The 23,844-nt window shown below is 63.5% G+C and carries 24 protein-coding genes and 1 tRNA gene; 13 read left to right on the top strand and 12 right to left on the bottom strand.

The window, feature by feature from the left end:
• The first annotated feature begins 67 nt into the window (after nucleotides 1-67).
• The 5 genes from rpsU (at nucleotide 68) to NKI31_RS03705 (ending at nucleotide 4,334) form a co-directional block, all read left to right on the top strand.
• Entirely contained in the window at nucleotides 68-346 is a 279-nt protein-coding gene (rpsU, locus tag NKI31_RS03725; protein ID WP_023671138.1) for a 30S ribosomal protein S21, read from the top strand.
• A gap of 203 nt (nucleotides 347-549) precedes the next feature.
• Entirely contained in the window at nucleotides 550-1,404 is an 855-nt protein-coding gene (locus NKI31_RS03720; RefSeq protein WP_023714058.1) for a tetratricopeptide repeat protein, read from the top strand.
• A gap of 256 nt (nucleotides 1,405-1,660) precedes the next feature.
• Nucleotides 1,661-2,134: a DUF992 domain-containing protein gene (locus NKI31_RS03715; protein WP_023671136.1), complete on the top strand. Its 474-nt coding sequence runs from the start codon at nucleotides 1,661-1,663 to the stop codon at nucleotides 2,132-2,134.
• An 89-nt stretch (nucleotides 2,135-2,223) separates the two neighbouring features.
• The gene (locus NKI31_RS03710; RefSeq protein WP_352650492.1) at nucleotides 2,224-2,703 is read left to right on the top strand and encodes a DUF992 domain-containing protein; all 480 of its coding nucleotides are present in this window, start codon (nucleotides 2,224-2,226) and stop codon (nucleotides 2,701-2,703) included.
• A gap of 194 nt (nucleotides 2,704-2,897) precedes the next feature.
• Complete coding sequence (locus tag NKI31_RS03705; RefSeq protein ID WP_352650490.1) at nucleotides 2,898-4,334, top strand: MFS transporter; 1,437 nt, start codon at nucleotides 2,898-2,900, stop codon at nucleotides 4,332-4,334.
• Nucleotides 4,335-4,453: 119 nt separating this feature from the next.
• On the opposite strand, the gene coaBC is transcribed toward NKI31_RS03705, so the two are convergent.
• The 3 genes from coaBC to ubiE form a co-directional block, all read right to left on the bottom strand.
• A complete protein-coding gene (coaBC, locus tag NKI31_RS03700) occupies nucleotides 4,454-5,920 on the bottom strand; it encodes a bifunctional phosphopantothenoylcysteine decarboxylase/phosphopantothenate--cysteine ligase CoaBC (RefSeq protein WP_352650488.1) in 1,467 nt (488 codons plus the stop codon).
• 67 nt (nucleotides 5,921-5,987) lie between these two features.
• Entirely contained in the window at nucleotides 5,988-7,562 is a 1,575-nt protein-coding gene (ubiB, locus tag NKI31_RS03695) for a 2-polyprenylphenol 6-hydroxylase (protein WP_023683189.1), read from the bottom strand.
• A gap of 31 nt (nucleotides 7,563-7,593) precedes the next feature.
• The gene (gene ubiE, locus NKI31_RS03690) at nucleotides 7,594-8,370 is read right to left on the bottom strand and encodes a bifunctional demethylmenaquinone methyltransferase/2-methoxy-6-polyprenyl-1,4-benzoquinol methylase UbiE (RefSeq protein WP_023833596.1); all 777 of its coding nucleotides are present in this window, start codon (nucleotides 8,368-8,370) and stop codon (nucleotides 7,594-7,596) included.
• 133 nt (nucleotides 8,371-8,503) lie between these two features.
• Between ubiE and NKI31_RS03685 the strand changes: the two genes are divergently transcribed.
• The 3 genes from NKI31_RS03685 (at nucleotide 8,504) to NKI31_RS03675 (ending at nucleotide 10,940) form a co-directional block, all read left to right on the top strand.
• Nucleotides 8,504-9,475 (top strand): adenosine deaminase, encoded by a 972-nt coding sequence (locus NKI31_RS03685; protein ID WP_023683187.1) that lies wholly within the window; start codon nucleotides 8,504-8,506, stop codon nucleotides 9,473-9,475.
• Between the two features lie 142 nt (nucleotides 9,476-9,617).
• Nucleotides 9,618-10,247: a uracil phosphoribosyltransferase gene (gene upp / locus NKI31_RS03680; protein WP_023671129.1), complete on the top strand. Its 630-nt coding sequence runs from the start codon at nucleotides 9,618-9,620 to the stop codon at nucleotides 10,245-10,247.
• Nucleotides 10,248-10,376: 129 nt separating this feature from the next.
• Complete coding sequence (locus NKI31_RS03675; protein ID WP_023683186.1) at nucleotides 10,377-10,940, top strand: TIGR02281 family clan AA aspartic protease; 564 nt, start codon at nucleotides 10,377-10,379, stop codon at nucleotides 10,938-10,940.
• Nucleotides 10,941-10,949: 9 nt separating this feature from the next.
• On the opposite strand, the gene deoA is transcribed toward NKI31_RS03675, so the two are convergent.
• From deoA to NKI31_RS03645, 6 genes are all read right to left on the bottom strand, one after another.
• Nucleotides 10,950-12,269, bottom strand: a complete 1,320-nt coding sequence (deoA, locus tag NKI31_RS03670; RefSeq protein WP_023683185.1) for a thymidine phosphorylase — start codon at nucleotides 12,267-12,269, stop codon at nucleotides 10,950-10,952.
• Entirely contained in the window at nucleotides 12,269-13,087 is an 819-nt protein-coding gene (locus tag NKI31_RS03665; RefSeq protein ID WP_023686468.1) for a purine-nucleoside phosphorylase, read from the bottom strand. The genes deoA and NKI31_RS03665 overlap by 1 nt, the downstream gene beginning before the upstream one ends.
• 12 nt (nucleotides 13,088-13,099) lie before the next feature.
• Complete coding sequence (gene cdd / locus NKI31_RS03660) at nucleotides 13,100-13,492, bottom strand: cytidine deaminase (RefSeq protein ID WP_023683183.1); 393 nt, start codon at nucleotides 13,490-13,492, stop codon at nucleotides 13,100-13,102.
• A gap of 115 nt (nucleotides 13,493-13,607) precedes the next feature.
• Nucleotides 13,608-14,579: an ABC transporter permease gene (locus NKI31_RS03655; RefSeq protein WP_023683182.1), complete on the bottom strand. Its 972-nt coding sequence runs from the start codon at nucleotides 14,577-14,579 to the stop codon at nucleotides 13,608-13,610.
• Between the two features lies 1 nt (nucleotide 14,580).
• On the bottom strand, nucleotides 14,581-15,720 hold the full coding sequence (locus NKI31_RS03650; RefSeq protein WP_023686470.1) for an ABC transporter permease: 1,140 nt from the start codon (nucleotides 15,718-15,720) through the stop codon (nucleotides 14,581-14,583).
• Entirely contained in the window at nucleotides 15,717-17,249 is a 1,533-nt protein-coding gene (locus tag NKI31_RS03645) for an ABC transporter ATP-binding protein (protein WP_352650485.1), read from the bottom strand. Before NKI31_RS03645 ends, NKI31_RS03650 begins: the two co-directional genes overlap by 4 nt.
• 220 nt (nucleotides 17,250-17,469) lie before the next feature.
• On the opposite strand from NKI31_RS03645, the gene NKI31_RS03640 reads away from it, so the two are divergent.
• Both NKI31_RS03640 and NKI31_RS03635 read left to right on the top strand, forming a co-directional pair.
• Complete coding sequence (locus NKI31_RS03640; RefSeq protein ID WP_196813821.1) at nucleotides 17,470-17,676, top strand: SlyX family protein; 207 nt, start codon at nucleotides 17,470-17,472, stop codon at nucleotides 17,674-17,676.
• 13 nt (nucleotides 17,677-17,689) lie between these two features.
• Nucleotides 17,690-18,103 carry a hypothetical protein gene (locus NKI31_RS03635; protein ID WP_352650483.1) on the top strand — a complete coding sequence of 138 codons (414 nt, stop codon included), beginning with the start codon at nucleotides 17,690-17,692 and terminating at the stop codon, nucleotides 18,101-18,103.
• Between the two features lie 291 nt (nucleotides 18,104-18,394).
• Here the strand turns inward: NKI31_RS03635 and NKI31_RS03630 are convergent, their stop codons facing one another.
• From NKI31_RS03630 to NKI31_RS03620, 3 genes are all read right to left on the bottom strand, one after another.
• Complete coding sequence (locus tag NKI31_RS03630) at nucleotides 18,395-19,384, bottom strand: BMP family lipoprotein (protein ID WP_023683177.1); 990 nt, start codon at nucleotides 19,382-19,384, stop codon at nucleotides 18,395-18,397.
• Between the two features lie 252 nt (nucleotides 19,385-19,636).
• On the bottom strand, nucleotides 19,637-19,960 hold the full coding sequence (locus tag NKI31_RS03625) for a hypothetical protein (protein ID WP_023691865.1): 324 nt from the start codon (nucleotides 19,958-19,960) through the stop codon (nucleotides 19,637-19,639).
• A gap of 105 nt (nucleotides 19,961-20,065) precedes the next feature.
• Nucleotides 20,066-20,821, bottom strand: coding sequence for a hypothetical protein (locus tag NKI31_RS03620; RefSeq protein ID WP_023831745.1), 756 nt, complete (start codon nucleotides 20,819-20,821; stop codon nucleotides 20,066-20,068).
• Between the two features lie 359 nt (nucleotides 20,822-21,180).
• Between NKI31_RS03620 and NKI31_RS03615 the strand changes: the two genes are divergently transcribed.
• The 3 genes from NKI31_RS03615 (at nucleotide 21,181) to NKI31_RS03605 (ending at nucleotide 23,691) form a co-directional block, all read left to right on the top strand.
• Nucleotides 21,181-21,270 (top strand) — tRNA-Ser (locus NKI31_RS03615).
• Between the two features lie 282 nt (nucleotides 21,271-21,552).
• Nucleotides 21,553-22,512, top strand: a complete 960-nt coding sequence (locus NKI31_RS03610) for a LysR family transcriptional regulator (RefSeq protein WP_352650481.1) — start codon at nucleotides 21,553-21,555, stop codon at nucleotides 22,510-22,512.
• A gap of 165 nt (nucleotides 22,513-22,677) precedes the next feature.
• Complete coding sequence (locus tag NKI31_RS03605; RefSeq protein ID WP_352650478.1) at nucleotides 22,678-23,691, top strand: amino acid ABC transporter substrate-binding protein; 1,014 nt, start codon at nucleotides 22,678-22,680, stop codon at nucleotides 23,689-23,691.
• Nucleotides 23,692-23,844: the final 153 nt, after the last annotated feature.

Here is a 23,844-nt window from a genome sequence, read left to right as displayed (position 1 = left end):
GCGCCGCGGAGGCATGTGGCTATGGCCACTTGCCTGTTGATATCAAACCGGAAAGACAGGATTGCCCGTGCAGGTACTCGTCCGCGACAATAACGTTGATCAGGCGCTTCGCGCTCTCAAGAAGAAGATGCAGCGCGAAGGCATTTTCCGCGAAATGAAGATGCGCGGCCATTACGAGAAGCCTTCCGAGAAGCGCGCCCGTGAAAAGGCCGAAGCCGTTCGCCGCGCCCGCAAGCTGGCCCGCAAGCGCGCCCAGCGCGAAGGCCTGCTGCCGATGACGCCGCGCCCGGTTGCTGCCGGCGCCGCCGGTGGTCCTGGTGGTGCTCCGCGTCCACCGCGGTTCTGACGCCAATTTTTCGTCCTTTTCGAAGGATACTCTGAGGTGGCGCGATGCGGAATCGCCGCCACCTTTTTGTTTGGAGCGCCGCCATTCTGTTAGAGGCCGTTCCCTTGAACGCGCAAACGGCGTTCTAGATTTTGTTACGACAATCTGTGACCCGGCCCGGAGGGGGACCTGGACGGCGCGGCTGAAGTGAGGACAGGGCAGACATGAACGCAATCGGCGTAGAGCGCAGAACCACAATGCGCGGTTTGGCCCTGGCGGCAGCCCTGATGTCCGGCCTGGTGCTGGCCGGTTGCCAGAGCGTTCCGACCGGCGAATTCAACAACATCGACAAGGCGCAAGGCTCGAGCGAGAACATCTCCTCGCTGTCGGCGGTGATCCAGCGCAATCCGCAGGATCCGGAAGGCTACAATGTGCGCGGCTCGGCCTATGGCCGTGGCGGCCAGTATCAGGCGGCGCTGAAGGATTTCGACACCGCCATCCAGCTCAACCCGAATTTCTACCAAGCCTATTCGAACCGAGCGCTGATCCAGCGCTTCCTCGGCAACCAGGCGGCCGCCCTTGCCGACTACAACCGCTCGATCCAGATCAATGCAAATTATGACGCCGCCTATATCGGCCGCGGCAACCTTTATCGCAAGGCAGGCCAGACCCAGCAGGCCTTCAACGATTTCCAGAAGGCGATCCAGCTCGACACCACGGATGCCCGCGCCTACCACAATCGCGGCCTGATCTATCAAAGCCAGGGCCAGCACAAGTTTGCCATCGAGGATTTCTCGACCGCCATCTCGCTGGCGCCGGACGCCGCCGAACCCTACAACGGCCGCGGCCTCTCCTATCTCGCCATGAATGACGAGGACAACGCCTTCTCCGACTTCAACATGGCCATCAAACTCGACGGCAAGAACGCCGAAGCCTGGTCCAACCAGGCGCTGATCTACGAGCGCCGCGGCGACAAGGTCAAGGCCTCGAAGGCCTACCGCGAAGCCGTCCATCTCGACCCGACCTACCAGCCGGCCAAGGACGGCCTGTCGCGCACATCGGGCGCCACCGCCGGCTGAGATGCGGCCGGCGCGCCGCCATCCGCGGCCTTTTATAACAACGTTCCATTCCTGATGCGGTGCGCCGCGTGAGCGGTTTCTCCCCGGGAAAGCGCAGAGCGCTTCCGCTAGGGATGCGTGTCCAGAAAACCCCACTATCACCCAATCTTAACCACCGGGGCAAAGCGTTAACCCCTGCCTTGATCGCGCCAAGTTTTCAGCGGAACGCTCCGGGCCATTCAACCGTTGTTGAAGGCATTTTCGAAAGGACTGACCCATGATCAAGAAAATCATCTGTGCCGCGGCACTTGCCACGACGCTGCTTGCCGTTCCCGCCAGCGCCGGCAAGCTTCAGCTCGGCACGCTCGATTGCACCATCGACGGCGGCGTCGGTTACGTCATCACGTCGAACAAGGGCGTCGACTGCACGTTCCGCCCTTATCACCATGGGCCGTCCGAGAAATACACGGGGATGATCTCCAAGCTCGGGGTCGATCTCGGCCAGACGCATCAGGGCCAGCTGGTGTGGGCGGTTCTGGCCGCCACCCGCGGCCATGACGAGGGCGACCTTGCCGGCCATTATTACGGCGTCAACGCCGAGGCGAGCGTGGTGACCGGCGGCGGCGCCAATCTGCTGGTCGGCGGGCTCGACGGCGCCTTTGTGCTGGAGCCGCTCAGCGTCCAGGCGCAGACCGGCGTCAATGTAGCGGTCGCCGTGACCTCCCTGGAGCTGATCCACTCGTTCAAATAAGCGTCGGCAAATAAGGATCGACTGATCCCTCTACGCGCGGCGCGGAACAGGTTACTGTTTCGCGCCGTATGCTTTTTGGGGGATCCGCCGTGCTGAAACCAGCCATCGCCGCCGCTATCACCATCATCTGTACCGCCCAGGCCCAAGCGCAAGACCAGGGCATCGAACTCGGTGTGCTCGATTGCGCCATCGGCGGCGGCACCGGCTTCGTTTTCGGCTCCAGCAAGGATCTGAGCTGCACCTTCACGCCGGCCGACAAGAGCTTTTCGCCGGAAGCCTATTTCGGCGCCGTCAACAAATATGGGCTCGACATCGGCACCACCAAGCAGACCGTCATGCAATGGCTGGTGCTGACGCCGCTGAGGAACATCTATGCGCCCGGCGCGCTGGCCGGCGACTATATCGGCGCCAGCGCCGAAGTGACCGCTGCGGTCGGCGCCGGCGCCAATCTCCTGGTCGGCGGCTCCTCGCAGGCCTTCACCCTGCAGCCGCTCAGCCTGCAGACGCAGACCGGTATCAACATCGCGATCGGCGTCAGCCGGTTTCAGCTGCGCAGCATTGAGAACTGACCGGCGCATCAAGCGGAGAGGCTTCCGGCCAATCTCGACCGTTTGCACTTCGATAAAAAGCCACTTGAGCTCAACTGCGCTTGAGGTTTTACAACTCGCCTGACTGAAACAGCGCGCATGGCCCCGCCGGAAAGCCCCCACTGGCTTCTGGCGCCATGCGCCGGCATCGAGATATGCAAAGGCAGGGTAAAAGAATGACTGAAATCACCAGCAACAAGGTCGACTGGCGGGCATTGTGGGCAAGCGGCGACCTCGCGCGCTTCTGCTTCATCAGCCTCGGCATCCTGCTGCACGCCACCAACGAGACGATGGTGGCGACGGTCATGCCGGCCATGGTCGGGGACCTCGCCGGTGTGCAGTTCGTCGGCTGGTCGCTGGCCGTCTACGAGCTCGGCGCCATTGTCGCCGGCGCAGCGGCCGGGCGGCTGGTCAGCTATGTCGCTCTACGCTCCAACGTCACGGTCGCCGCCCTGCTCTATGCCGTGGGCGCCCTGATCTGCGCCACCGCGCCGTCCATGCCGGTGTTTCTTGCCGGCCGTCTGGTCGAGGGGCTCGGCGGCGGTGCGCTGGTGTCGCTGGCCTTCGTCTCGGTCGAGCGGCTGTTTAACCGCAACATCTGGCCACAGCTGTTCGGCATAATGTCGGCGATCTGGGGCGTCGCCGCGTTCAGCGGCCCGATGCTCGGCGCGATCATGGTCGAGCTCCTGTCCTGGCGCTGGGCCTTCGGCGTCTTCGTGCTGGGTGGCATCGCCATGGCATCGGCAAGCTTCATCGTCCTGAACACGCCGGAAGCGGCGAAGCCGCAAGCCGCCGCCGGCACCTCGCCGCCCTTCCCCTATGCAGCACTTGGCTGCCTCGCCATCGCCGTCGTGCTGATCGCCACCGCAGGCGTCGACGTCGCCTTGCTTCGATCGTCGCTGCTGCTGATCATCGGCCTCGCCGGCCTGGCGCTGTTCGTTTTCGTCGACGCCATGAAGCCGCAATCGCGACTGTTCCCGTCGGGCCTGTTCTCATGGCGCTCGCCGGTCGGCAGCGGCATGACCATGGTTGCCGCCTTCTCGGTGGCGACAGTCTCTTTTTCCATCTACGGGCCGCTTCTGCTTACCACGCTGCACGGCATCCCGATCCTGACCACAGGCTACATCATCGCCGCCGAATCGATCGCCTGGTCGATCCTGTCGATCGCCGTCGCCAATGCGCCGCTGCAGCGCGAACGGCAGATCCTCGTCATCGGCGCGCTGATGATTGCAGCCGGCCTCGCCGGTTTCGCCTATGCCATCCCCGCCGGCTCGATCCCGCTGATCCTGCTCTGCGCTTTGTTGCAAGGCGGTGGCTTCGGCGTGTCATGGCCCTTCCTGACCCGCATCATCGTCGCCTCGGCCCGCGACGGCGAGCAGACGATCGCCTCGGCCGCCGTCCCGACCATGCAGCGCATCGGCTACGCCGTGGGCGCCGCCATGGCCGGCATCATCGCCAATGCCAGCGGCTTTTCGGACGGACTGAACCGCGAGGCAGCAGCGCACGTCGCCGGCTGGCTGTACCTGGCCTTCGTGCCACTTGGCATTGTGGGTTGCCTGGCGGCGTTGAAGATGGCTTTGGCGGCACGCCGGCCGCAATTGGCGACAGGCTGAGGGCACGGCGGATCGAGAATTTGGCGACAGCATTCCGCCGGCGCTGTCGGCGTCAAATGCCCTCGGCCACAAGGCTGCCTGCAAGACCATGGCCTGCCCGATTGCGGAACGGCGGCCGCTCAGGCTTGCAAACGCTCGGCGATGAGCGCGGCGAGCCGCGCCGCCACCTCGTCCTTGCCCATCTCAGGCCATTCCTCGACGCCGTCCTTCGAGACGATGCGCACCTTGTTGCGGTCGCCGCCCATGACGCCGGTGGGGCCGACGCCGCTTTCATGCGAGACATCGTTGGCGACAATGAAATCGGCGCCCTTCTTCTTCAGCTTGGCCTCGGCATTGGCAATCAGGTCCTGCGTCTCGGCGGCGAAGCCGACAACCAGCCCCGGCCGTTGCCCGTGATGACCAACACTGGCGAGAATGTCCGGGTTTTCGACCATTTGCAGCGCCGGTGGGCCCTGGCCCGCCACCTTCTTGATCTTCTCGCCGGCCGTGCCAGCGGTGCGCCAGTCCGCGACGGCAGCTACGAAGACCGCGGCGTCCGCCGGCAACAACTGTTCGACGGCCGCTTTCATCTCGGCCGCGGTCTCGACATGTGTCGTCACAACGCCTGCCGGATCGGCAATGCCGACCGGACCGGAGACCAGGCGTACATCCGCGCCCAGTCTCGCCAGCGCCGCCGCAATCGCATGGCCCTGCTTGCCCGAAGAGCGGTTGGCGATGTAGCGCACCGGGTCGATCGGCTCATGCGTCGGCCCCGACGTGACGATGATCCTGCGGCCGGCCAGCGGCTTCGGCCTGCTGTCGAGCAGTGCCTCGATCACTGCAACGATCTCCAGCGGCTCGGCCATGCGGCCTTCGCCCGCCTCGTTGCTCTCGGCCATCTCGCCCTTGGCCGGGCCGACAAAGGCGATGCCGTCCTTGGCGAGCGTCGCCCGGTTGCGACGCGTCGCGGCATGCGACCACATTTTAGGATTCATCGCCGGCGCCATCAGCACCTTCTTGTCGGTGGCGAGCAGCACCGTCGAGGCCAGATCGTTGGCATGGCCGTTGGCGAGCTTGGCCATCAGGTCGGCGGTGGCCGGCGCCACCACCAAGAGGTCGGCCTCGCGCGACAGGCGGATATGGCCGACATCGTGCTCGTCATTGCGGTCGAACAGCTCGGTGAAGACATGGTCCGCCGAAAGCGCCCCAACCGATAGCGTGGTGACGAATTTCTGGGCGGCCGATGTCATCACCACGCGCACGCCAGCACCGCGCTCGCGCAGCCGGCGGATCAGGTCGAGCGCCTTGTAGGCGGCGATGCCGCCGCAAATGATCAGCAGGATGTGCTTGCCATCGAGGGTTTTGTGCGTATTTGTGGATTGACCTCGCTGGGGCAGATCGATGTCAAAACCTCCATGAGGCTCAACCAAGCGGCGGATTGTTGCATAGAGGGTTTCGCTCTCGGGCATGCGGGCTCCCGCCGACAGCACGCTCTTTGCAAGCGCATCACGCGCCTCTTCCTCCATCGACACCCCGCGCGCCGCAGCGCGCTCACGCAATTTCTGCTTCACGTCGTCAGCTAGATTGCGGACAGTAATGGTGCCCATGACTTGCTCCGCGACATCAATAGCGCGACTGCAACGCTAGCACCACAGTTGCTAGCGTTGCAAGCGATCAGAGCAGCTTCCACGCGATATACACCAGCGTCAGCGCGATGACCCACAGCGCCATCCGGCCGGAGCGGGTGTAGCGGGCTTCGGCCTTGCCGATGGCGCGCGATGTCGCCTCGTCGAAGCGCAGGCCGTGCTCCGCCATAAAATCGATCTCGCGTGACAGCCGCTCGGTGCGAGCGGCAAGGTCCGGCGCCTGGCGGGCCAGCGCCAGCAGCGCCTTGGCGCCGTCGCGCGCGTCCATCAGCAGGCCGCTCGGCCCGAGATTGCCGGCGATCCACTGGCCGACCACCGGCTCGGCCGTCTTCCACATGTTGAAGGCCGGGTCGAGCGTGCGTGCGACGCCTTCGACCACCACCATGGTCTTCTGCAACAGGATCAGTTCCGACCGCGTGGCCATATCGAACAGTTCGGTGACCTCGAACAGCAGCGTGAGAAGCTTCGCCATCGAGATGGTTTCAGCCGGCTGGCCGTGGATCGGCTCGCCGATGGCGCGGATCGCCTGCGCGAAAGCCGCGACATTGTGCTGGCGCGGCACGTAGCCGGCCTCGAAATGCACCTCGGCGACGCGCAAATAGTCGCGGGTGATGAAGCCGTAGAGGATTTCGGCGAGGAACCGGCGCTCCTTCTTGCCGAGCCGTCCGGCAATGCCGAGATCGACGGCGACGATATTGCCATTGGCCTCGACGAACAGATTGCCTGGATGCATGTCGGCATGGAAGAAGCCGTCCCGCAGCGTGTGACGCAGGAACGACTGGATCAGGTTGGTGGCGATCGCCTTCAGATCGTGCCCCGCCGCAGCGAGGCCGGCGATGTCGTTCATCTTGACGCCGTCGACCCATTCCATGGTCAGCACATCGCGCCCGGTGCGCTCCCAGTCGACCGACGGCACGCGGAAGCCCGGATCGTCCTTGGTGTTTTCGCCCAGCTCCGAAAGTGCGGCCGCCTCGAGGCGAAGATCCATCTCGATCTTGGTGGTCTGCGCCAGCGTCTCGGTCACCTCGACCGGCCGCAGCCGGCGCGACGACGGGATGTATTTCTCCTGCAGCCGGGCGGCGAGGAAATAGCTTTCGAGATCCTGAAAGAAGCGGCGGCGCACGCCAGGCCGGATCACCTTCACCGCCACCTTGGTATCGACACCGTCATGCATGGCCTGCGCGGGATGGACCTGGGCGATGGAGGCCGCCGCGACCGGCCCGCCGAACTGCGTATAGAGTTCGCCGATCTTGCGCCCGAGCGAGCCCTCGATCGCCGCCACCGCTTCCGCCTGCGAAAAAGTGTGCATCTTGTCCTGCAGCATGGCGAGGTCGAGCGCCATGTCGTTGCCGACGACATCGGGCCGCGTCGCCAAGAACTGGCCGAGCTTGACGTAGGAGGGTCCGAGCCGGACCACCGCCTTGGCCAGCCGGTCGCTGCGCTCATAAGCGAGTGCGCGGCGGCGGGTGAAGAGCCGGGCCATGCGCCAGCCGAATTTCGGCAGGCCGCCGAGTTCGTCGCCCGGCAATGCTGCGATCACGCCTTCGCGAACCAGCACCCAGCCGGCCCGTGCGAGCCGAAAGGCGGCGCCGACGCTGCTCATCGCCTACCCTGCTGCTGCAAACTGTGGTGCCTCAAAGCTTCCAGCCCGAATGCAGGGCGGCAATGCCGCCGGAATAGTTGCGGAACGACACGCGCTCGAAGCCCGCGCGGGTGATCATGGCAGCAAAGTTCTGCTGATTGGGAAATTTGCGGATCGATTCGACCAGGTAGGAATAGGGTTCGCCCTCGCCCGTCACCATCTTGCCGATCTGCGGAATGGCGTTGAACGACCAGGCTTCGTAGACCTTGTCCAGCAGCGGCATCTCGACCTCGGAAAACTCCAGGCACAGGAACCGTCCGCCGGGCTTCAGCACGCGAAAGGCTTCCGTCAGCGCGACATCGATGCGCGGCACGTTGCGGATGCCGAATGCGATGGTGTAGGCGTCAAAGGTGCTATCGGTGAAAGGCAGTTCCTCGGCATTGGCCTCGACGAAATCGGTGTTGCCGGACAGGCCCTTTTTCTCCGCGCGGTCACGGCCGACACTGAGCATCGAGCCGTTGATGTCGAGCACCGTGGCATGCGCGTTGCCATGGCTGGCGTCTACAATGCGGAAGGCGATGTCGCCGGTGCCGCCCGCCACGTCAAGCACTTTCCAGCCCGGACGTTTCGGCGGATTGAGCCATGTCACCATGGCATCCTTCCACAGCCGGTGCAGCCCGGCCGACATCAGGTCGTTCATCAGGTCGTAGCGGTTCGCCACCTTGTGGAAAACCTCATTGACCAGAGGCTGCTTGTCGCCCGGCCCTACCTTCTTGAAACCATAGGAGGTTTCCATGCCGCCCGCGGCCGTGGTTCTCTCAACTGACATTATTTTGATCCGTCATAAAACCGGCGGGACCATAGCCGATCGATGGTGCGGGCGCTATTGTTTAAGGCGCGGTGTTCGGCCGCGCTTCCAGGTGGTGGGCTTACGGCCTGGACTGATGAGACGGGATAACTGCATGCCTTTGAAAGCGGAACTGCACTGCCACATCGAGGGGGCAGCGGCGCCCGAACTCGTCGTCCGCCAGGCGCAGAAATACGGCAAGGACACCTCGCTTTATATCCAGAACGGCTCGTTCGTCTGGCACGACTTCACCTCTTTCCTCGCGGCTTACGACTTTTCCGCCGACCTGTTCCGCTCCGAGGAGGATTATGCCCGCCTCGCCGACCATTATCTGACCAGCCTTGCCCGCGACGGCGCCATCTATTCCGAAGTCTTCACCTCGCCCGACCATGCCGTCAGGGCCGGCCTGTCGCCCAAGGCCTACACCGATGCGCTCGGCGAAGGCATGCTGCGCGCCAAAGCCAAGACCGGCATAGAGGGCCGCATGATCGTCACTGGCGTACGCCATGTCGGCGTCGAATCGATCGAGCAGGCGGCGCGTTTTGCGGCGCGCTGCGGAAATCCGCTGGTCACCGGCTTCGGCGTCGCCGGCGATGAACGCATGGGCGAGATGGAGGATTATGTCAGGGCCTTCGAGATCGCCCGTGAAGCGGGTCTTGGCATCACCATCCATGCCGGCGAGTTGACCGGCTGGGAGACGGTGCAGGCCGCACTCGACCACATCCGCCCCTCGCGCATCGGCCATGGCGTGCGCGCCATCGAAAATCCCGACCTGGTGCGCCGCATCGCCGATGAGGGCATCGTGCTCGAATGCTGCCCCGGCTCCAACATCGCGCTCAAAGTCTACGACAGTTTCGCCGATCACCCTTTGCCTGCCCTGCAGGCGGCCGGCTGCAAGGTGACGCTGAACTCCGACGACCCACCCTATTTCTGGACCTCGCTGAAGCGCGAATACGACATTGCCGCCGAGCATTTCTCCATGAATGAAAAAGCTTTGACCGCCGTCACCAGGACGGCGATCGAAGCGGCTTTCGTCGACAGGAAGACGAAAAGCGCGCTGCTTGCCCGGCTCGATGCGAAGAGGTGACTGGTGACTGGTGACTGGTGACTGGTGACTGGTGATTGGTTTGCCGGCGGTTCGGCCTGTCAACGGCAATGATCGATCCATCGGGACTCGCAAACCTGCTCACTATTCACTATTCACTATTCACCATTCACTGGAGCAACCCATGCAGGGCGTCACCGTCGTCGACCACCCGCTTGTCCAGCACAAGCTGACCATCATGCGCAAGAAGGAGACGTCGACCGCCGGCTTCCGGCGGCTGCTGCGCGAGATCTCGCTGCTGCTCGGCTACGAGGTCACCCGCAACCTCGAACTGACGACGACGACCATCGAAACCCCGATGGAAACCATGGAAGCGCCGACGCTGGAAGGCAAGAAGCTGGTCTTCGCCTCGGTGCTGCGCGCCGGCAATGGCCTGCTCGAAGGCCTGCTCGACCTGGTCCCGGCGGCCCGCGTCGCCCATGTCGGCCTCTACCGCGATCACGAAACGCTGGAGGCGGTGGAATATTTCTTCAAGGCGCCGAGCGATCTCGCCGACCGGCTGGTGATCGTCGTCGATCCGATGCTGGCGACCGCGAACTCGGCCATCGCGGCCATCGACAAGCTGAAGGAGCGCGGCGCCACCAACATCCGTTTCCTTTGCCTGCTGGCGGCGCCAGAAGGCATCGAGCGCTTCACCAAGGCGCATCCGGATGTCCCGGTCTTTACCGCTTCCATCGACCGCCAGCTCAACGAGAAGGGCTACATCATGCCCGGCCTCGGCGATGCCGGCGACCGCATGTACGGAACTAAATGACGGCGGCTGGCAAGGCCAGCTGGCATCCAGTCGTTTACCGCCCGTTTACGCAAAGCCGCGGTTTCGGGTTGGCGTTAAAGCGGCACACACCATACGTGGGCAAGAATGGGCCTTCACGAAGGTCCGTTCATGCTGCGCAAGCTTCTCATTCTGGGCGTGTTCGCCGGAACGTCGGCATCGATCCCGATCGTCTATCAGTCGAACCCGCAGATTCTCGACAACCTGTTGAAGTCGACCGTCGCCGGCAAGCCGTCCGCGCAGCCTCAGCCCGAACTGAACATGGCCTCGGTTCCCGGCAAGCCGGCCGCACCGCTGCCCACCGGCCGCAAGGTCCTGGTGGCGGCCGACGAGCGCGGCCATTTCACCTCCGCCTTCAAGCTCAACGGCCGCCAGGTCGACGGCATGATCGACACCGGCGCCACTTTGGTCGCCATCAACACCTCGACGGCGCGCCGCATCGGCATCTCGCTCAACCCGTCGGACTTCAACCAGCAGGTCAACACCGCCAATGGCGCGATCAGGGCCGCCGTGGTCAACATCGATCGCCTGCAGATCGGCAAGATCAGCGTCGACAACGTCCAGGCGGTAGTGCTCGACGACAAGGCTCTGCGCACCAACCTCATTGGCATGAGCTTTTTGCAGCGGCTGGCAAAATACCAGGTCGAAAACGGCACACTGTTGCTGGTGCAGTAGCGCGTTCCGCTACCCGCGCGGCAGCACGCGCCGGATGACAGTCTTGTCGGCGGCTGGTTTCGACGCCCCGATCGTATAGGCCGAAAGCACAGCGGCTGCGGCCGCTTCGGCCTCCACTTGCGTGCGGGCGTGGACCAGCGCCAGCGGCTCGCCGGCCCGCACCTCGGCGCCGAGCGGCAGCAGCCTGGTGATGCCGACCGCATGGTCGATCCTGTCGTCCGGCCGCGTGCGCCCGCCACCGAGCCCGACCACAGCAAGGCCGATATCGCGGGTGGCAATAGCGGTGGCAAAACCGTTGCCTGTCGCCTTGACCGCAAACTCCACCGCCGCTTTCGGCAGGTATTTTTCCGGCTTCTCGACGAAATCGGCGGGACCGCCAAGGGCTGCGACCATACGCGCGAAGGCGGCTGCCGCGCGGCCGCCGGCCAGCGTCTCGGCCGCGCGCCTGAGACCGTCCTGATTGGACGACGCCAGCCCTGCCGATTGCAGCATTTCGGCGGCCAGCGCCAGCGTCACATCCTCCAGTCGCTTGTCGCGGAACCTTCCGGTGAGGAAATCGACGGCGTTGCGCACCTCGACCGCGTTGCCGGCCGCCGACGCCAGCGGCTCGTTCATACCGGTGACCAGCGCCGAGGCCTTCAGGCCGGCGCCGTTGGCGATCTCGACCAGGCTGTTGGCCAGTGCTGTCGCGTCGCGCGACTTCTCCATGAAGGCGCCATTGCCGACCTTGACGTCGAGCACCAGCGACCGCAGGCCGGCCGCGAGTTTCTTCGACAGGATAGAGGCAGTGATCAGCGGCACCGATTCCACCGTTCCGGTCACATCGCGGATCGCATAGAGGCGACGGTCGGCGGGCGCGAGATCGGCGGTCTGGCCGATGATGGCACAGCCGGTCTCGAGCACCGTCTTGCGGAAGCGCGCGATATCCGGCTGGCTGATATAGCCTGGGATGGCATCCATCTTGTCCAGCGTGCCGCCGGTATGCCCAAGGCCCCTGCCGGAGATCATCGGCACATAGGCGCCGCAAGCGGCGACGATCGGCGCCAGCATCAGCGAGACATTGTCGCCGACGCCGCCGGTCGAATGTTTGTCGGTGACCGGACCCGGCAGGTCCGACCAGTCGAGCACATCGCCGGAATCGCGCATTGCCAGTGTCAGCGCCACCGCCTCGTCGCGGTTCATGCCGTTGAAGAACACGGCCATGGCGAAGGCGCCGACCTGGCCGTCCGAGACGCTGCCCGAAGTCACGCCCGCGACGAAGGCCGAGATCTCCTGCGGGGACAGTTTCTGGCCGTCGCGCTTGCGGCGGATGATTTCCTGCGGAAGCATCAGGCAGCGCCCTTCGGCTCCGGCAACCCATCCTGGAACACATGCGCAAGGATCGTCGCCAGCCGTGCGCCGCCGATCGGCGCCATGTCCTTGGTCTCCTGGTGCGACAGTTCCGCCCCGGTCATCCCGGCGGCGAGATTGGTGATCACCGAACAGGCGGCTACGCGAAGCCCAAGGAAGCGGGCGAGAATGACCTCCGGCACGGTCGACATCCCTACCGCATTGGCGCCCATGACGCGCGCCATGCGGATTTCAGCAGGGGTTTCGAAACACGGACCGGAAAACCACATATAGACGCCCTTGTGCAGCGCCGTCCCTGTCGCCTTCGCCGCCCGTTCGATCGCCGCGCGCAAGCCGGCATCATAGGCTTCGGTCAGGCCGACGAAGCGGCGGTCGCTCGGTTCGCCGATCAGCGGGTTGGAGCCGGAGAAATTGATGTGATCGGTGATCAGCATCACCGATCCTGGCAGCATGTCGGGATCGACCGAGCCGGCGGCATTGGTAAGGATCAGCTTGGTGATGCCGATGCCGGCAAGCACCTCCAGCGCCGGCCGCATCGCCGCAGCAACGCCGTGCTCGTAATAATGGGCGCGGCCGGACAGCATCAGCACCGGCGTGCCGGCGAAAAGCCCGGCGACCACCTCGCCGGCATGGCCAGTCACCCCGCTGCGGGGGAAACCCGGCAGGTCGGCATAAGAGATGCGCACGGCATTCTCGACCTGGTCGACAAGCCCGCCAAGGCCCGACCCCAGCACCATCGCCGTTGTCGGCGCTAACCCGTCCAGCCTTTCGACGAGGTGGTCCAGAGCTTCCTTCATATCAGCCAACTCTCACTTCAAAATGTCGCCACGAAACCCGTAGGGCAGCATGTCGCCCATGGTCACGGTCTCGACCACGCCGGTGTTGTCGCAAAGATAGAGCTTTGTGTCCGGCCGGCAGAATTCCGCCAGCCTTTGCCGGCAGCCGCCACAGGGCGAGCATTTGGCCATGCGCGAGGCAATGACGGCGATTTCCACAATTTTGCCGCCACCGCCCATGATGTAATGGCCGAGCGCCGTGGTCTCGGCGCACCAGCCTTCCGGATAGGACGCGACCTCGATGTTGGCGCCGGTGAAGACACGGCCGTCTTCGGTGCGCAACGCCGCACCCACCGGAAACTTCGAATAGGGCGCGTAGGCCTTGGCCATGGCCTCCTGCGCGGCTTCGAACAGATCATGCGACATCTAGACGTTCTCTCCGACGATCGTGTTCAAAACCCGGCCATTTGCGTTTCCTGGCGCCTTTCGAGCACCGAGCCGCATGTTCGGCTCAACGGTCTCAGACACTAGCGTGCCCGGATCACCGTTCCTTGACATAAGGCACGCCGCCGGCGCGCGGCGGGATCGCCTTGCCGATGAAGCCGGCAAGCAGGATCACGGTCAGCACATAGGGCAGCGCCTGCATGAACTGCACCGGCACCTTGCCGATCAACGGCAGCGGCGAACCCTGCAGGCGGATCGCCGCCGCGTCGAGGAAGCCGAACAGAAGACAGGCGAACATAGCGTTGACCGGTCGCCATTTGGCAAAGATCAGCGCCGCCAGTGCGATGTAGCCCTTGCCCGCGGTCATGTCCTTCACGAAGCCGCCATTCTGCACCATCGAGAGGTAGGCGCCGGCAATGCCGGTCAGCACACCGGTGCAGATCAGCGCCCGGTAGCGCAGCCAGGCGACCGAGATGCCGGCGGTGTCGACGGCGGCCGGGTTCTCGCCGACGGCGCGCAGGCGCAGGCCGAAGCGGGTGCGAAACAACACCCACCAGGTGAACGGCACCATGGCGAAAGCGAGATAGACCAGGATCGAATGGCCAGAGAGCAGCTCGGAATAGATCGGCCCTATGATCGGCACGTCGTGGATCGCGGCAGCACCAGGCAGAGTGATGGCCTCGAAACGCTCGCCCGGCTGCAGCGCCGGCGTTCGCCCGCCCTGCTGGAACCAGGCTTGGCCCAGAATGATTGTTGAGCCGGCGGCGACGAAGTTGATGGCCACACCGGAGACGATCTGGTTGCCGCGATGGGTGATCGAGGCGAAGCCGTGCACCAGGGCAAAGGCGACCGACATCACGATCGCCATGCCGAGACCGAGGAAGGCCGAATGGAAGACCGAAGCGGCGGCCGCACCTGCAAAGGCGCCGACCAGCATCTTGCCTTCCAGCCCGATGTCGAAAACGCCTGCGCGTTCCGAATAGAGGCCGGCAAGGCAAGCGAGCAGCAACGGCACCGACAGGCGTATGGTCGAGTCCAGGATCTGCACGATGGCGATGAAGACGTCCATCTCAGGCGCCCTTCCCTTTGACCGCTTCGATGCCCACCGACCTTGGACTGAACGAGGCGAACAGCGCCTGGACGTAGGGCCGGAACATGTGCTCCAGCGCACCGGCAAACAGGATGACCAGGCCCTGGATGATGACGATCATGTCGCGGGAAATCGCCGGCATTTCGAAGGCGAGTTCGGCGCCGCCCTGGTAGAGCATGCCAAACAGGATCGCCGCCAGCACGATGCCGACCGGATGCAGTCGGCCCATCAGCGCCACGGCGATGCCGACGAAGCCGGCGCCGGAGACGAAATCGATCGCCACATTGTGCTGGTCGCCCATCACCGGGTTCAGCGTCATCATGCCGGCCAGCGCGCCCGAAATCATCATCGCGATAATGATGATGCGGGTCTCCGAAATGCCGGCATAGCGCGCGGCCTTCGGGCTGTGCCCGTAGGTGCGCATCTCGTAGCCGAGCTTGGTGCGCCAGATCAGCAGCCAGACCAGGAATGCCATGAGCAGCGCCAGCAGGAAGCAGATGTTGAACGGCGCCGAGCGGATCTTGGCGCCGAACAGTTCGATGATCCAGTTGAGCTTGGGCAGTTCGGCGCCAGCGAGGAAGTTGCGCGTCTGCGGCGCCTGCGACGCCGCCGGCTTTAATGGCCCGACCAGGAGATAGACCATGATCGAGGCCGCGATGAAGTTGAACATGATGGTGGTGATGACGATGTGCGACCCGCGCTTGGCCTGCAGATAGGCCGGGATCAGCGCCCACAGCGCACCGACGGCGGCTCCGGCGACGATCGCCAGCGGAAAGGTCAGCCACCACGGCAGCACAGTGTCGAAGGCGAGGCAGACCACGCCCACGCCAAGGCCGGCAATATAGGCCTGGCCCTCGGTCCCGATGTTGAACAGGCCGCAATGCGCGGCCACCGCCACCGACAGGCCGGTGAAGATGAAGGTGGTGGCATAGAACAGCGTGAAGGCAATGCCGGTTCCCTTGCCGAAAGCGCCCTCGACCAGGATGACGGCGGCACGAAACGGGTTTTCGCCGACCAGCATGACGACGAAACCGGCAACGATGAAAGCCACTGACAGATTGATCAGCGGGATCAGCCCATAATCGGCCCAGGCCGGCAGTTTGGCGTAAGGCGTGCTCACTCTGCCGCCTCCTGGCGATCGACGCCTGCCATCAGCAGGCCAAGCTCGCCTTCGGTCGCCTCGGGGCCACGTTCGCCGACGATGCGCCCGGCAAACATCACCAGGATGCGGTCCGACAGCGAACGGATCTCGTCGAGCTCGACCGACACCACCAGCACCGCCTTGCCATGGTCGCGCATTGCGATCAGCCGCTTGTGGATGAATTCGATGGCGCCGACATCGACGCCGCGCGTCGGCTGGCCGACGATCAGAACACCGGGATCCTGCTCCATTTCTCGCGCCAGCACGATCTTCTGCTGGTTGCCGCCGGAGAAATTCGCCGTCTTCAGACGCGGATTGCCGGGACGGATATCGTACTTCTCGATCTTGTCCTTGGCATCGGTCATGATGGCGTCGATGTTGAGGAACGGCCCTTTGAGGTAGCGCGGGTCGTCATGGTAGCCGAGGATCGAATTCTCGTTCTCCTCGAAGGCCAGCACCAGGCCGACATGATGGCGGTCCTCCGGCACATGGGCGAGCCCACGGTCGCGCAACTCGCCGGGATCGGCGGCCCCGGTCAGGTCGATCGGCTTGCCATCGAGCATCACCGAGCCGGAAACCGCGCGCCTGATGCCGGAAATCGCCTCGAGCAGTTCGGACTGGCCGTTGCCTGCGACACCGGCAATGCCGACGATCTCGCCGGCGTGGATATCGAAGGAGATGTCGTCGACCATGGTGACGCCGCGCTGGTCTTTCACCGTCAGGTTCTTGACGGCCAGCTTGACCGCGCCGGCCTCCGTCTCGCCCTTTTCGACCCGCAGCAGCACGCGCCGCCCAACCATCAGTTCGGCCAGTTCGCCGACTGTCGTCTTGCTGGTCTCGCGCGTCGCCACCATCGTGCCCTGGCGCATGACCGAGACATTGTCGGTGATGGCCATGATCTCGCGCAGCTTGTGGGTGATCAGCACCACCGTTTTCCCCTGGTCCTTCAACTGCCTGAGGATGCGGAACAGATGGTCGGCCTCGGCCGGCGTCAACACGCCCGTCGGCTCGTCGAGAATCAGGATTTCGGCACCGCGATAAAGCGCCTTGAGGATTTCCACACGCTGCTGCAGGCCGACCGGCAATTCCTCGATGATGGCGTCGGGATCGACTTCCAGCCCGTATTCGCGCTCGAGCCGCTCCAGTTCGGAGCGCGCCTTGGCGATGCTCTTTTTCAACAGCGCATCGCTTTCGGCGCCGAGGATGATGTTTTCCAGCACGGTGAAATTGTCGACCAGCATGAAGTGCTGATGCACCATGCCGATGCCGAGCGCGATGGCGTCGTTGGAGGTCTTGATCGACGCCGGCTTGCCGCCGACGCGGATCTCGCCGCTGTCGGCCTGATAGAAGCCATAGAGGATCGACATCAGCGTCGACTTGCCGGCGCCGTTCTCGCCGACGATGCCGTGGATGGTGCCGCGTGCGATCTCCAGATTGATGTCGCGATTGGCGCGAACGGCGCCAAAACTCTTGTTGATGCCGATCAGTTCGATTGCGGCTTGCGCCATGCAGCCTGTCCCACTCTTATTTTTTATCGCTTGGTCAAAACGCCTAGCATGATGCCCCACCCGTGCCAATTGGCGGCGCAGTGGCCACTCTCGACAAATCCCGGTGCGCTTGTCAATTTCGAACGTGGCCGCAGACCTTCACATTCACTAATATGCAAGGGTCACCAGTCGCATCATCATGCTGCAACTGCGTGCACCAGGACCTGGGGAGTTTCGAATGATCATGCCTGTCGACCGGCTGACGACGCTGGAAATCCGCGCCGCCGAGCAGGAAAAGACCATCGAGGAACTGTCGGGCCAGATCGCCGAACAGTGGACGGCGATCGAACGCATGCAGCGCAAGCTCGATGCGCTGACCGGGCGCTTCATGGCGCTGGAGGAACAGTCGGCCCCCGACGTGCCGATAACCAAACCGCCGCACTGGTAACAAGGAGAAGCCGATGGCCGGTGAAAGCGATCGCGTTGCGCGGGCGGGCGACTATGTGCTTGGCCTGATGAACGATCGCGACCGCGAGCGTGCCGAGCGAGACCTGGCGATCGATCCCGCCTTCCGCGACACGGTGATGCGGCTGGCCGAGCGCATGCATGTCTTCGACGGCACGGGGCGGCCCTCGGGCGACGACGATCGCTGGCGGCTGATCTCGCAACGCATCGCCGAACTGCCGCAGATGCGTGTGGTCGGCCAGGACGAAGCGACGCCGGCGCTCGGCAGACTGGAGCGGAAGCCCTATGGCGTCGGCGTGCATTCGCTCGGTGGCCGGCGCGGCGCCGTCATCGCCATCGCGCTGATCATGGTATTCGCGCTGGGTTATTTCTTGGGCTTGTTGTCGACCGGCGGTGCGCTTCTGCCCTGACGTCCAAGGCAATCGCATATGGACTTGCGAAGAAGGACCCGCAACGCCGAAACTGCCGATCTCCCCCCTTGCGGGGGAGATGGCCGGCAGGCCAGAGGGGGTGTGAAGGATCGCCAACCTGATTGGCCGTTAGGCCGAGGGACAGCCCCCCCTCTGCCTTGCCAGGCATCTCCCCCGCAAGGGGGGAGATCGGACGTCGCCGAGACCTCCGCCAATCCTCAACGTCCTTTAAAGCCCTCAAACAAAACCGCCGGGCTTTTACCCGGCGGTTCGTAAGCGAATTCTTATCAATCAATACGGGCAGGCGTTGTCGGCGGTATAGTCGTGCACCTGGATCGTGCCGGCGATGATGTCGGCCTTGGCCTTTTCGACGGCAGCCTTCATCTCGTCGGTGACCAGCGCCTTGTTGTTGTCGTCCATGGCGTAGTCGACGCCGCCTTCCTTGAGGCCGAGATTTTGCAGGCCGCCCTTGAAGGTGCCGTTCTTGCCGTCCATGAAGGCGGTGTAGACCGCAACGTCGACGCGCTTCAGCATCGAGGTCAGCACCTTGCCGGGCTGCAGGCCGTTCTGGTTGGAATCGACGCCGATGCCGAGCTTGCCGGCATCCGCCGCCGCCTGCAGCACGCCGACGCCGGTGCCACCGGCCGCGGCATAGACGACGTCGGAGCCCTGGTCGATCTGCGTCTTGGCGATCTCGCCGCCCTTGGCCGGATCGTTCCACGCCGCGGGCGTGTCACCGGTCATGTTCTGGATGACATCGGTCGCACCGGCCGCCTTGGCGCCGCCGACATAGCCGCATTCGAACTTGCGGATCAGCGGAATGTCCATGCCGCCGATGAAGGACACCTTCTTGGACTTCGAGGCCATCGCCGCCAGGATGCCGACGAGATAGGAGCCTTCGTTTTCCTTGAAGACCAGCGAGCGGACATTGGGCATATCGACGGCATCGTCGATGATGGCGAAGTTGAGATCGGGATATTCCTTCGCGACCACCTTCAGCGCATCCTCCCAGGCAAAGCCGGCCATGACGATCGGGTTGCGGCCGTCCTCGGCGAAGCGGCGCAGCGCCTGCTCGCGTTGCGAGGCGTTCGACACTTCGAACTCGACATAGGCGGTGCCCGTCTCGGTCTTGAACTTTTCGGCGCCGTGATAGGCAGCCTCGTTGAAGGATTTGTCGAACTTGCCGCCGAGATCGTAGAGGATGGCCGGCTGGACATCCGCGGCGAAAGCCGGAAGAACCATTGCGGTTGCGGCCAGGAGGCCGAGAACGATACGTTTCATGTGATCCACACCCTGTCGGTTATTTTTTTCCGTTACGCGCCGTCCGCCTGCCCGGTTCTCCGGCAGGCATGCGGCATCAGCCAGGAGTGTACTCCCCTCCCGCTCAAGGCAATCTGGCACGGCCCGAAACAAAATTCACGCGGAATTTTGACCTTTTGGAAAAGCATGCCCCCCGTTGGAAAAACATGCCCAAGACGGTGACAGCTGTGGGCGATTGCCACATTGTCGTCTCAAGTCCGCTGGGACAACCCATCAGCCCGGCGCGAATTCTCCGCCGCGCCGCCGGCGCCGGTAGCCGATCGCATAGAGGATGAAGGCAAGCACCGCGAACACGGCAAACCCGGGCTGGGCAAGCACCCAGGCGATGCCGCCATCCCATATCATCGGATTGACCTTGGCGCGCACGAAGGTCTCGAAGGCCGCGCGGGTGTCGGGCGAAACCGCCAGCCAGCTCGAATTCAGCGGCGTCATGACCAATGCGGAAGCCGCCACCGAGCGCGTCGCGTCGAGCACGGCCATGATGACGGCGACCGAGAGTGCGACCATGGCCGCGAGGCGAAACAAAAAACGCAGCATCGAAATCTTCCCCGGTCCTCAAGTTCCTCCCGAGGACCTTCCGGTCAAAGGCGAGGAATAGAATGCGCACGCCCGGCGTGCAATCGCCATACGCGAATTTGAAGCCTATCGCCCGCCTATGGCCACTTTTCGGCTCCGCCGATGGACGAGCCAGACGCCGAGGACGCCGCCGCCAATGGCCCCGACCACCAGCCCGGCAAGGCCGATGAACACCGCGAAGTAGCCGCAGCCGCCTTCGAAACAGCTGATGTCGGTGGCTTCGGCGATCCCCGCGCCGAGCGCGAAGCCGGCGACAGTGCCGACGACGGCGCCGAGGATGATGCCGGCCAGGGCGGCGACGATCGAACTAAAGGCTGACGGTGCCTGCGCTTCCGGCCTTGCATAAAAGGCCTTGGCCTCGTCGCGGCGGCGCAGCAAGTAAATGCAAAAAAGGCCGATGACGATTTCGGTGGCGGCGATCGCAAGCTCCCTGGCGGAGACGGTGAAATCGGGCACGGTCAGCGCATAGACCTGCTCGGCCAGCCGCCAGGCGATGGTGGTGATCTGCCAGATGGTGAAATGACGCGGAAAGCGCGCGGAACGGCTTAAGGCGAGGCCGAGCAGATAAAGCCCCCACACGATGGTGACGATGTCGAAGGCCAGTCCGCCAAGCACGAAATAGAAGACCCTGTCCGGCAGGCCGGAACTCTCGAACAGCCACCGCGCCGAGACCAGCCAGTAGACCGACCATGCCATGACGAAGAGGAGCCAGACCACGGGCACGAAGGACAGCCCGCTGTCCGGACGCCCTGCGGGCGTCAGCCCGCCTGGCATGCCTCCGGCCGGCGTTCCGCTGGCCGGCTGTTCATTGCTCGATGTCATGTCTGGACGTTGCCCCCGCAAAGCCTCCGCCGCACTCGACAGGTGGCGAGGGGCGAAGTCAAGCACGGCCGGCCCTGCCGCCTTGCCCGTGCACACCATTCAGAACCGAAGCGCCATAGAAGCGGAGCCGTTCAACGCCCCGCGAAACGATGGATGGCCGGCAAAGCGAATAGACTGCCGTTATGGCTTGGCATTCGGCGCCGGATCGACTAGATGAGCCCCGCGCCTGTTTGATTGACGGGCGCCGGGAAGGGCATCCGCTGGTTGGCGGTGTCCATCAAGCGGGTCTTCCCGCAAATCCCAAAGGGATGCATCTCCCCAACCCGCGTGGCAAAACCGGCCGGCGCGAATGCAAGGACGGAGAGGTGGCCGAGTGGTTGAAGGCGCACGCCTGGAAAGTGTGTTTACGGGAGACCGTAACGCGGGTTCGAATCCCGCTCTCTCCGCCATTATCAAGCCATTGAAACCGCTGCGATTCCCATCCCAGCGGGTGCGGCTGACTTTACTTCACATGCTCGCCCTGGGTTCATGGCGGATTGCCGGCTTGCTCGCCAAGCCAGGCGCAGAAATGCCGCGGAGCGATCCGGCGGTCGCCGTCACCTGTTCAACCGCCAGAGTTTCAAAGGCGTAGCCGGACCTCTGTCTTCACTCTTCGTGCCCCATCTGTCACCGTCGCAACCAACGCGTTAGTGCCGCCTGGTGCGGTCTCAGGTCGCAGATGAGGTAATTCCATGAATTATAACGATATCGACCTCAATCTATTGCGGGTCTTTGACGTGATGATGCGGGAAAGGAGCGTGACGCGGGCGGCTACCGAATTGGGCAGAACACAATCAGCTGTAAGCCACTCCCTGTCGAAGCTTCGGTATCTATTGCAGGATGAATTGTTCACCAGAGATGGCGGCGAGATGCGGCCAACTCCCCGGGCAGTTGAGCTGCTGTCGAATATTTCCGCCGCACTCGCGACGATCCGCGCATCGATCGACCGGCATCAGATCTTCAATCCAGCAACGACGCGACGCAACTTTCGAGTTGGGCTTACAGATTATCATGCCATGGTTTTCATCCCGGGCCTCATTCGAGAATTTTCCAGGCAAGCTCCTGGCGCGACGCTGAACGTCGTTCCCGCAAACGGACCCGAAATCGGTTCATCGGTCTATTTGAGACAAGTTGACTGTGCGCTGACGGGAGCAGCGATACGCGACGACCCAGGTCTCTTGAAGGTGGAGCTTGGCCAGGACCGATTGTTTTGCGCGGTGTGGAGTGGAAGCAAGATCGCCAGAAGCGCTATGACGCTGGAAACCTATTTGGCCAGTTCTCACCTCCAGATTTCCGCAGATGGCCTGGCGGAAGGCCTCGCGGATGCCGCCCTCAAACAGATGGGTCTTCGCCGCAATGTCGTTGCGACCATCTCGAACTATCCGGTGCTGCCCTGGGCGCTTCGCGGCACTGAACTGATTACCCATTGCGGTGATGCCATCCTGCAAATGCTGGACGAGAGGAGTGAGGTGACGTTGGTCCCGCCACCCATTCCGATATCGAATGTGAATGCCTGGCTTATTGTTCACCGCCAGATGGCGAATGACCCGGGAACCAGGTGGCTCCGGGAAATCATCGTGAGCATCTACAACGAGTCGCGGACCAAGAGACCAAGGGTCGACCGTCGGAGACCTGGGTCGGCCGTAAAATAGGTCGCGCGCGCTGTCGTCTGTTTCAACACTCGAGCGCCTTTTTACCTGCGAGCGGGTGCTGCGCAATTATGAGGGGCGCTCATTTTGACCATGAGGACAATCGATTTGACGAATAGTTTACCTGGAGAGCACATTCCCTTTCAACAATAACAGGGGAATGCCGAAATGAGATCAACGTTCAAGGGCCTACTTGCCCTCGCCATCGCGTGCACCGCCTCCTCGGCGTGGTCCGCGACCCTCGACAATGTCAAGAAAAATGGCGTGCTGACCTGTGGCACGAATTCGGCCACGGCTGGCTTCAGCCTCCCCGACAATGAAGGCAAATGGACCGGATTTGTCGTCGATTATTGTCGCGCCGTGGCCGCTGCCGTGCTCGGGGATGCGCAAAAGGTCAAGTTCATCCCATTGACGCCAAAGGATCGCTTCACCGCCTTGCAGTCGGGAGAGATCGACATTCTCGCGCACAACGCAACCTGGACATCGTCCCGCGATACGTCGCTAGGCATACTGTTTGCCGGCACGTATTTCTATGACGGCCAGGGGTTCATGGTGCGCAAGGCCGACAACATCACGTCGGCCAAGGGGCTCGACGGCGCATCGATATGCGTCACCCAGGGCACCACGACCGAGTTGAACCTTGCCGACTATTTTCGCTCGCAGTCGATCAAGTACACGACGGTTGGTTTCGCGGACGAGGAAGCTGTGGTGAAGGCTTATGAGGAGGGGCGTTGCGACGTCTTGTCCGCAGACACCTCCACCTTGAACGCGTCGAGGCTTCGCATGGCCAAGCCGGACGACAGCATTGTTCTTCCTGAGCTGATCTCCAAGGAGCCGCTTGGCCCGGCGGTGCGGCAGGGTGACGACCAGTGGCTCAATGTGGCGAAGTGGACGCTCTACGTCATGGTGGCCGCGGAGGAATACGGGGTCACCTCCAAGAACGTCGATGCCATGAAATCGTCGGACAATCCCAGCATCCGCCGCCTGCTTGGCGTGGAAGGCAGCATAGGCAAGGACATCGGGCTCGGCGATAACTGGCCGGTCGAGGTGATCAAGCAGGTCGGCAATTACGGCGAAGTGTTCGATCGCAATGTCGGCAAGGATTCGCCGCTGAAAATGGAGCGCGGCATGAACGCGCTCTGGAACAAAGGCGGCGTTCAGTACGCTCCGCCGATCCGCTAATGCATGTCGCTCAAAAATGGCCCCGGTTTTGAGACAACGACATGCATACCGAAGACCCTAAAGCGCGTCGCCTGAGTCCGTTCAAACCCGACGCGCTTTAGGCAAAGGCATGGTTGCAAGGCGCTGGCGTGTTACCGTCAGCGCCTTGCACGG

Origin of the sequence: Mesorhizobium sp. M0659 (genome assembly GCF_040320605.1) — a bacterium.
GTDB lineage: Bacteria > Pseudomonadota > Alphaproteobacteria > Rhizobiales > Rhizobiaceae > Mesorhizobium.
Note: the sequence above shows the minus strand (reverse complement) of the source record. Positions and strands in the feature narration are given on the sequence as shown.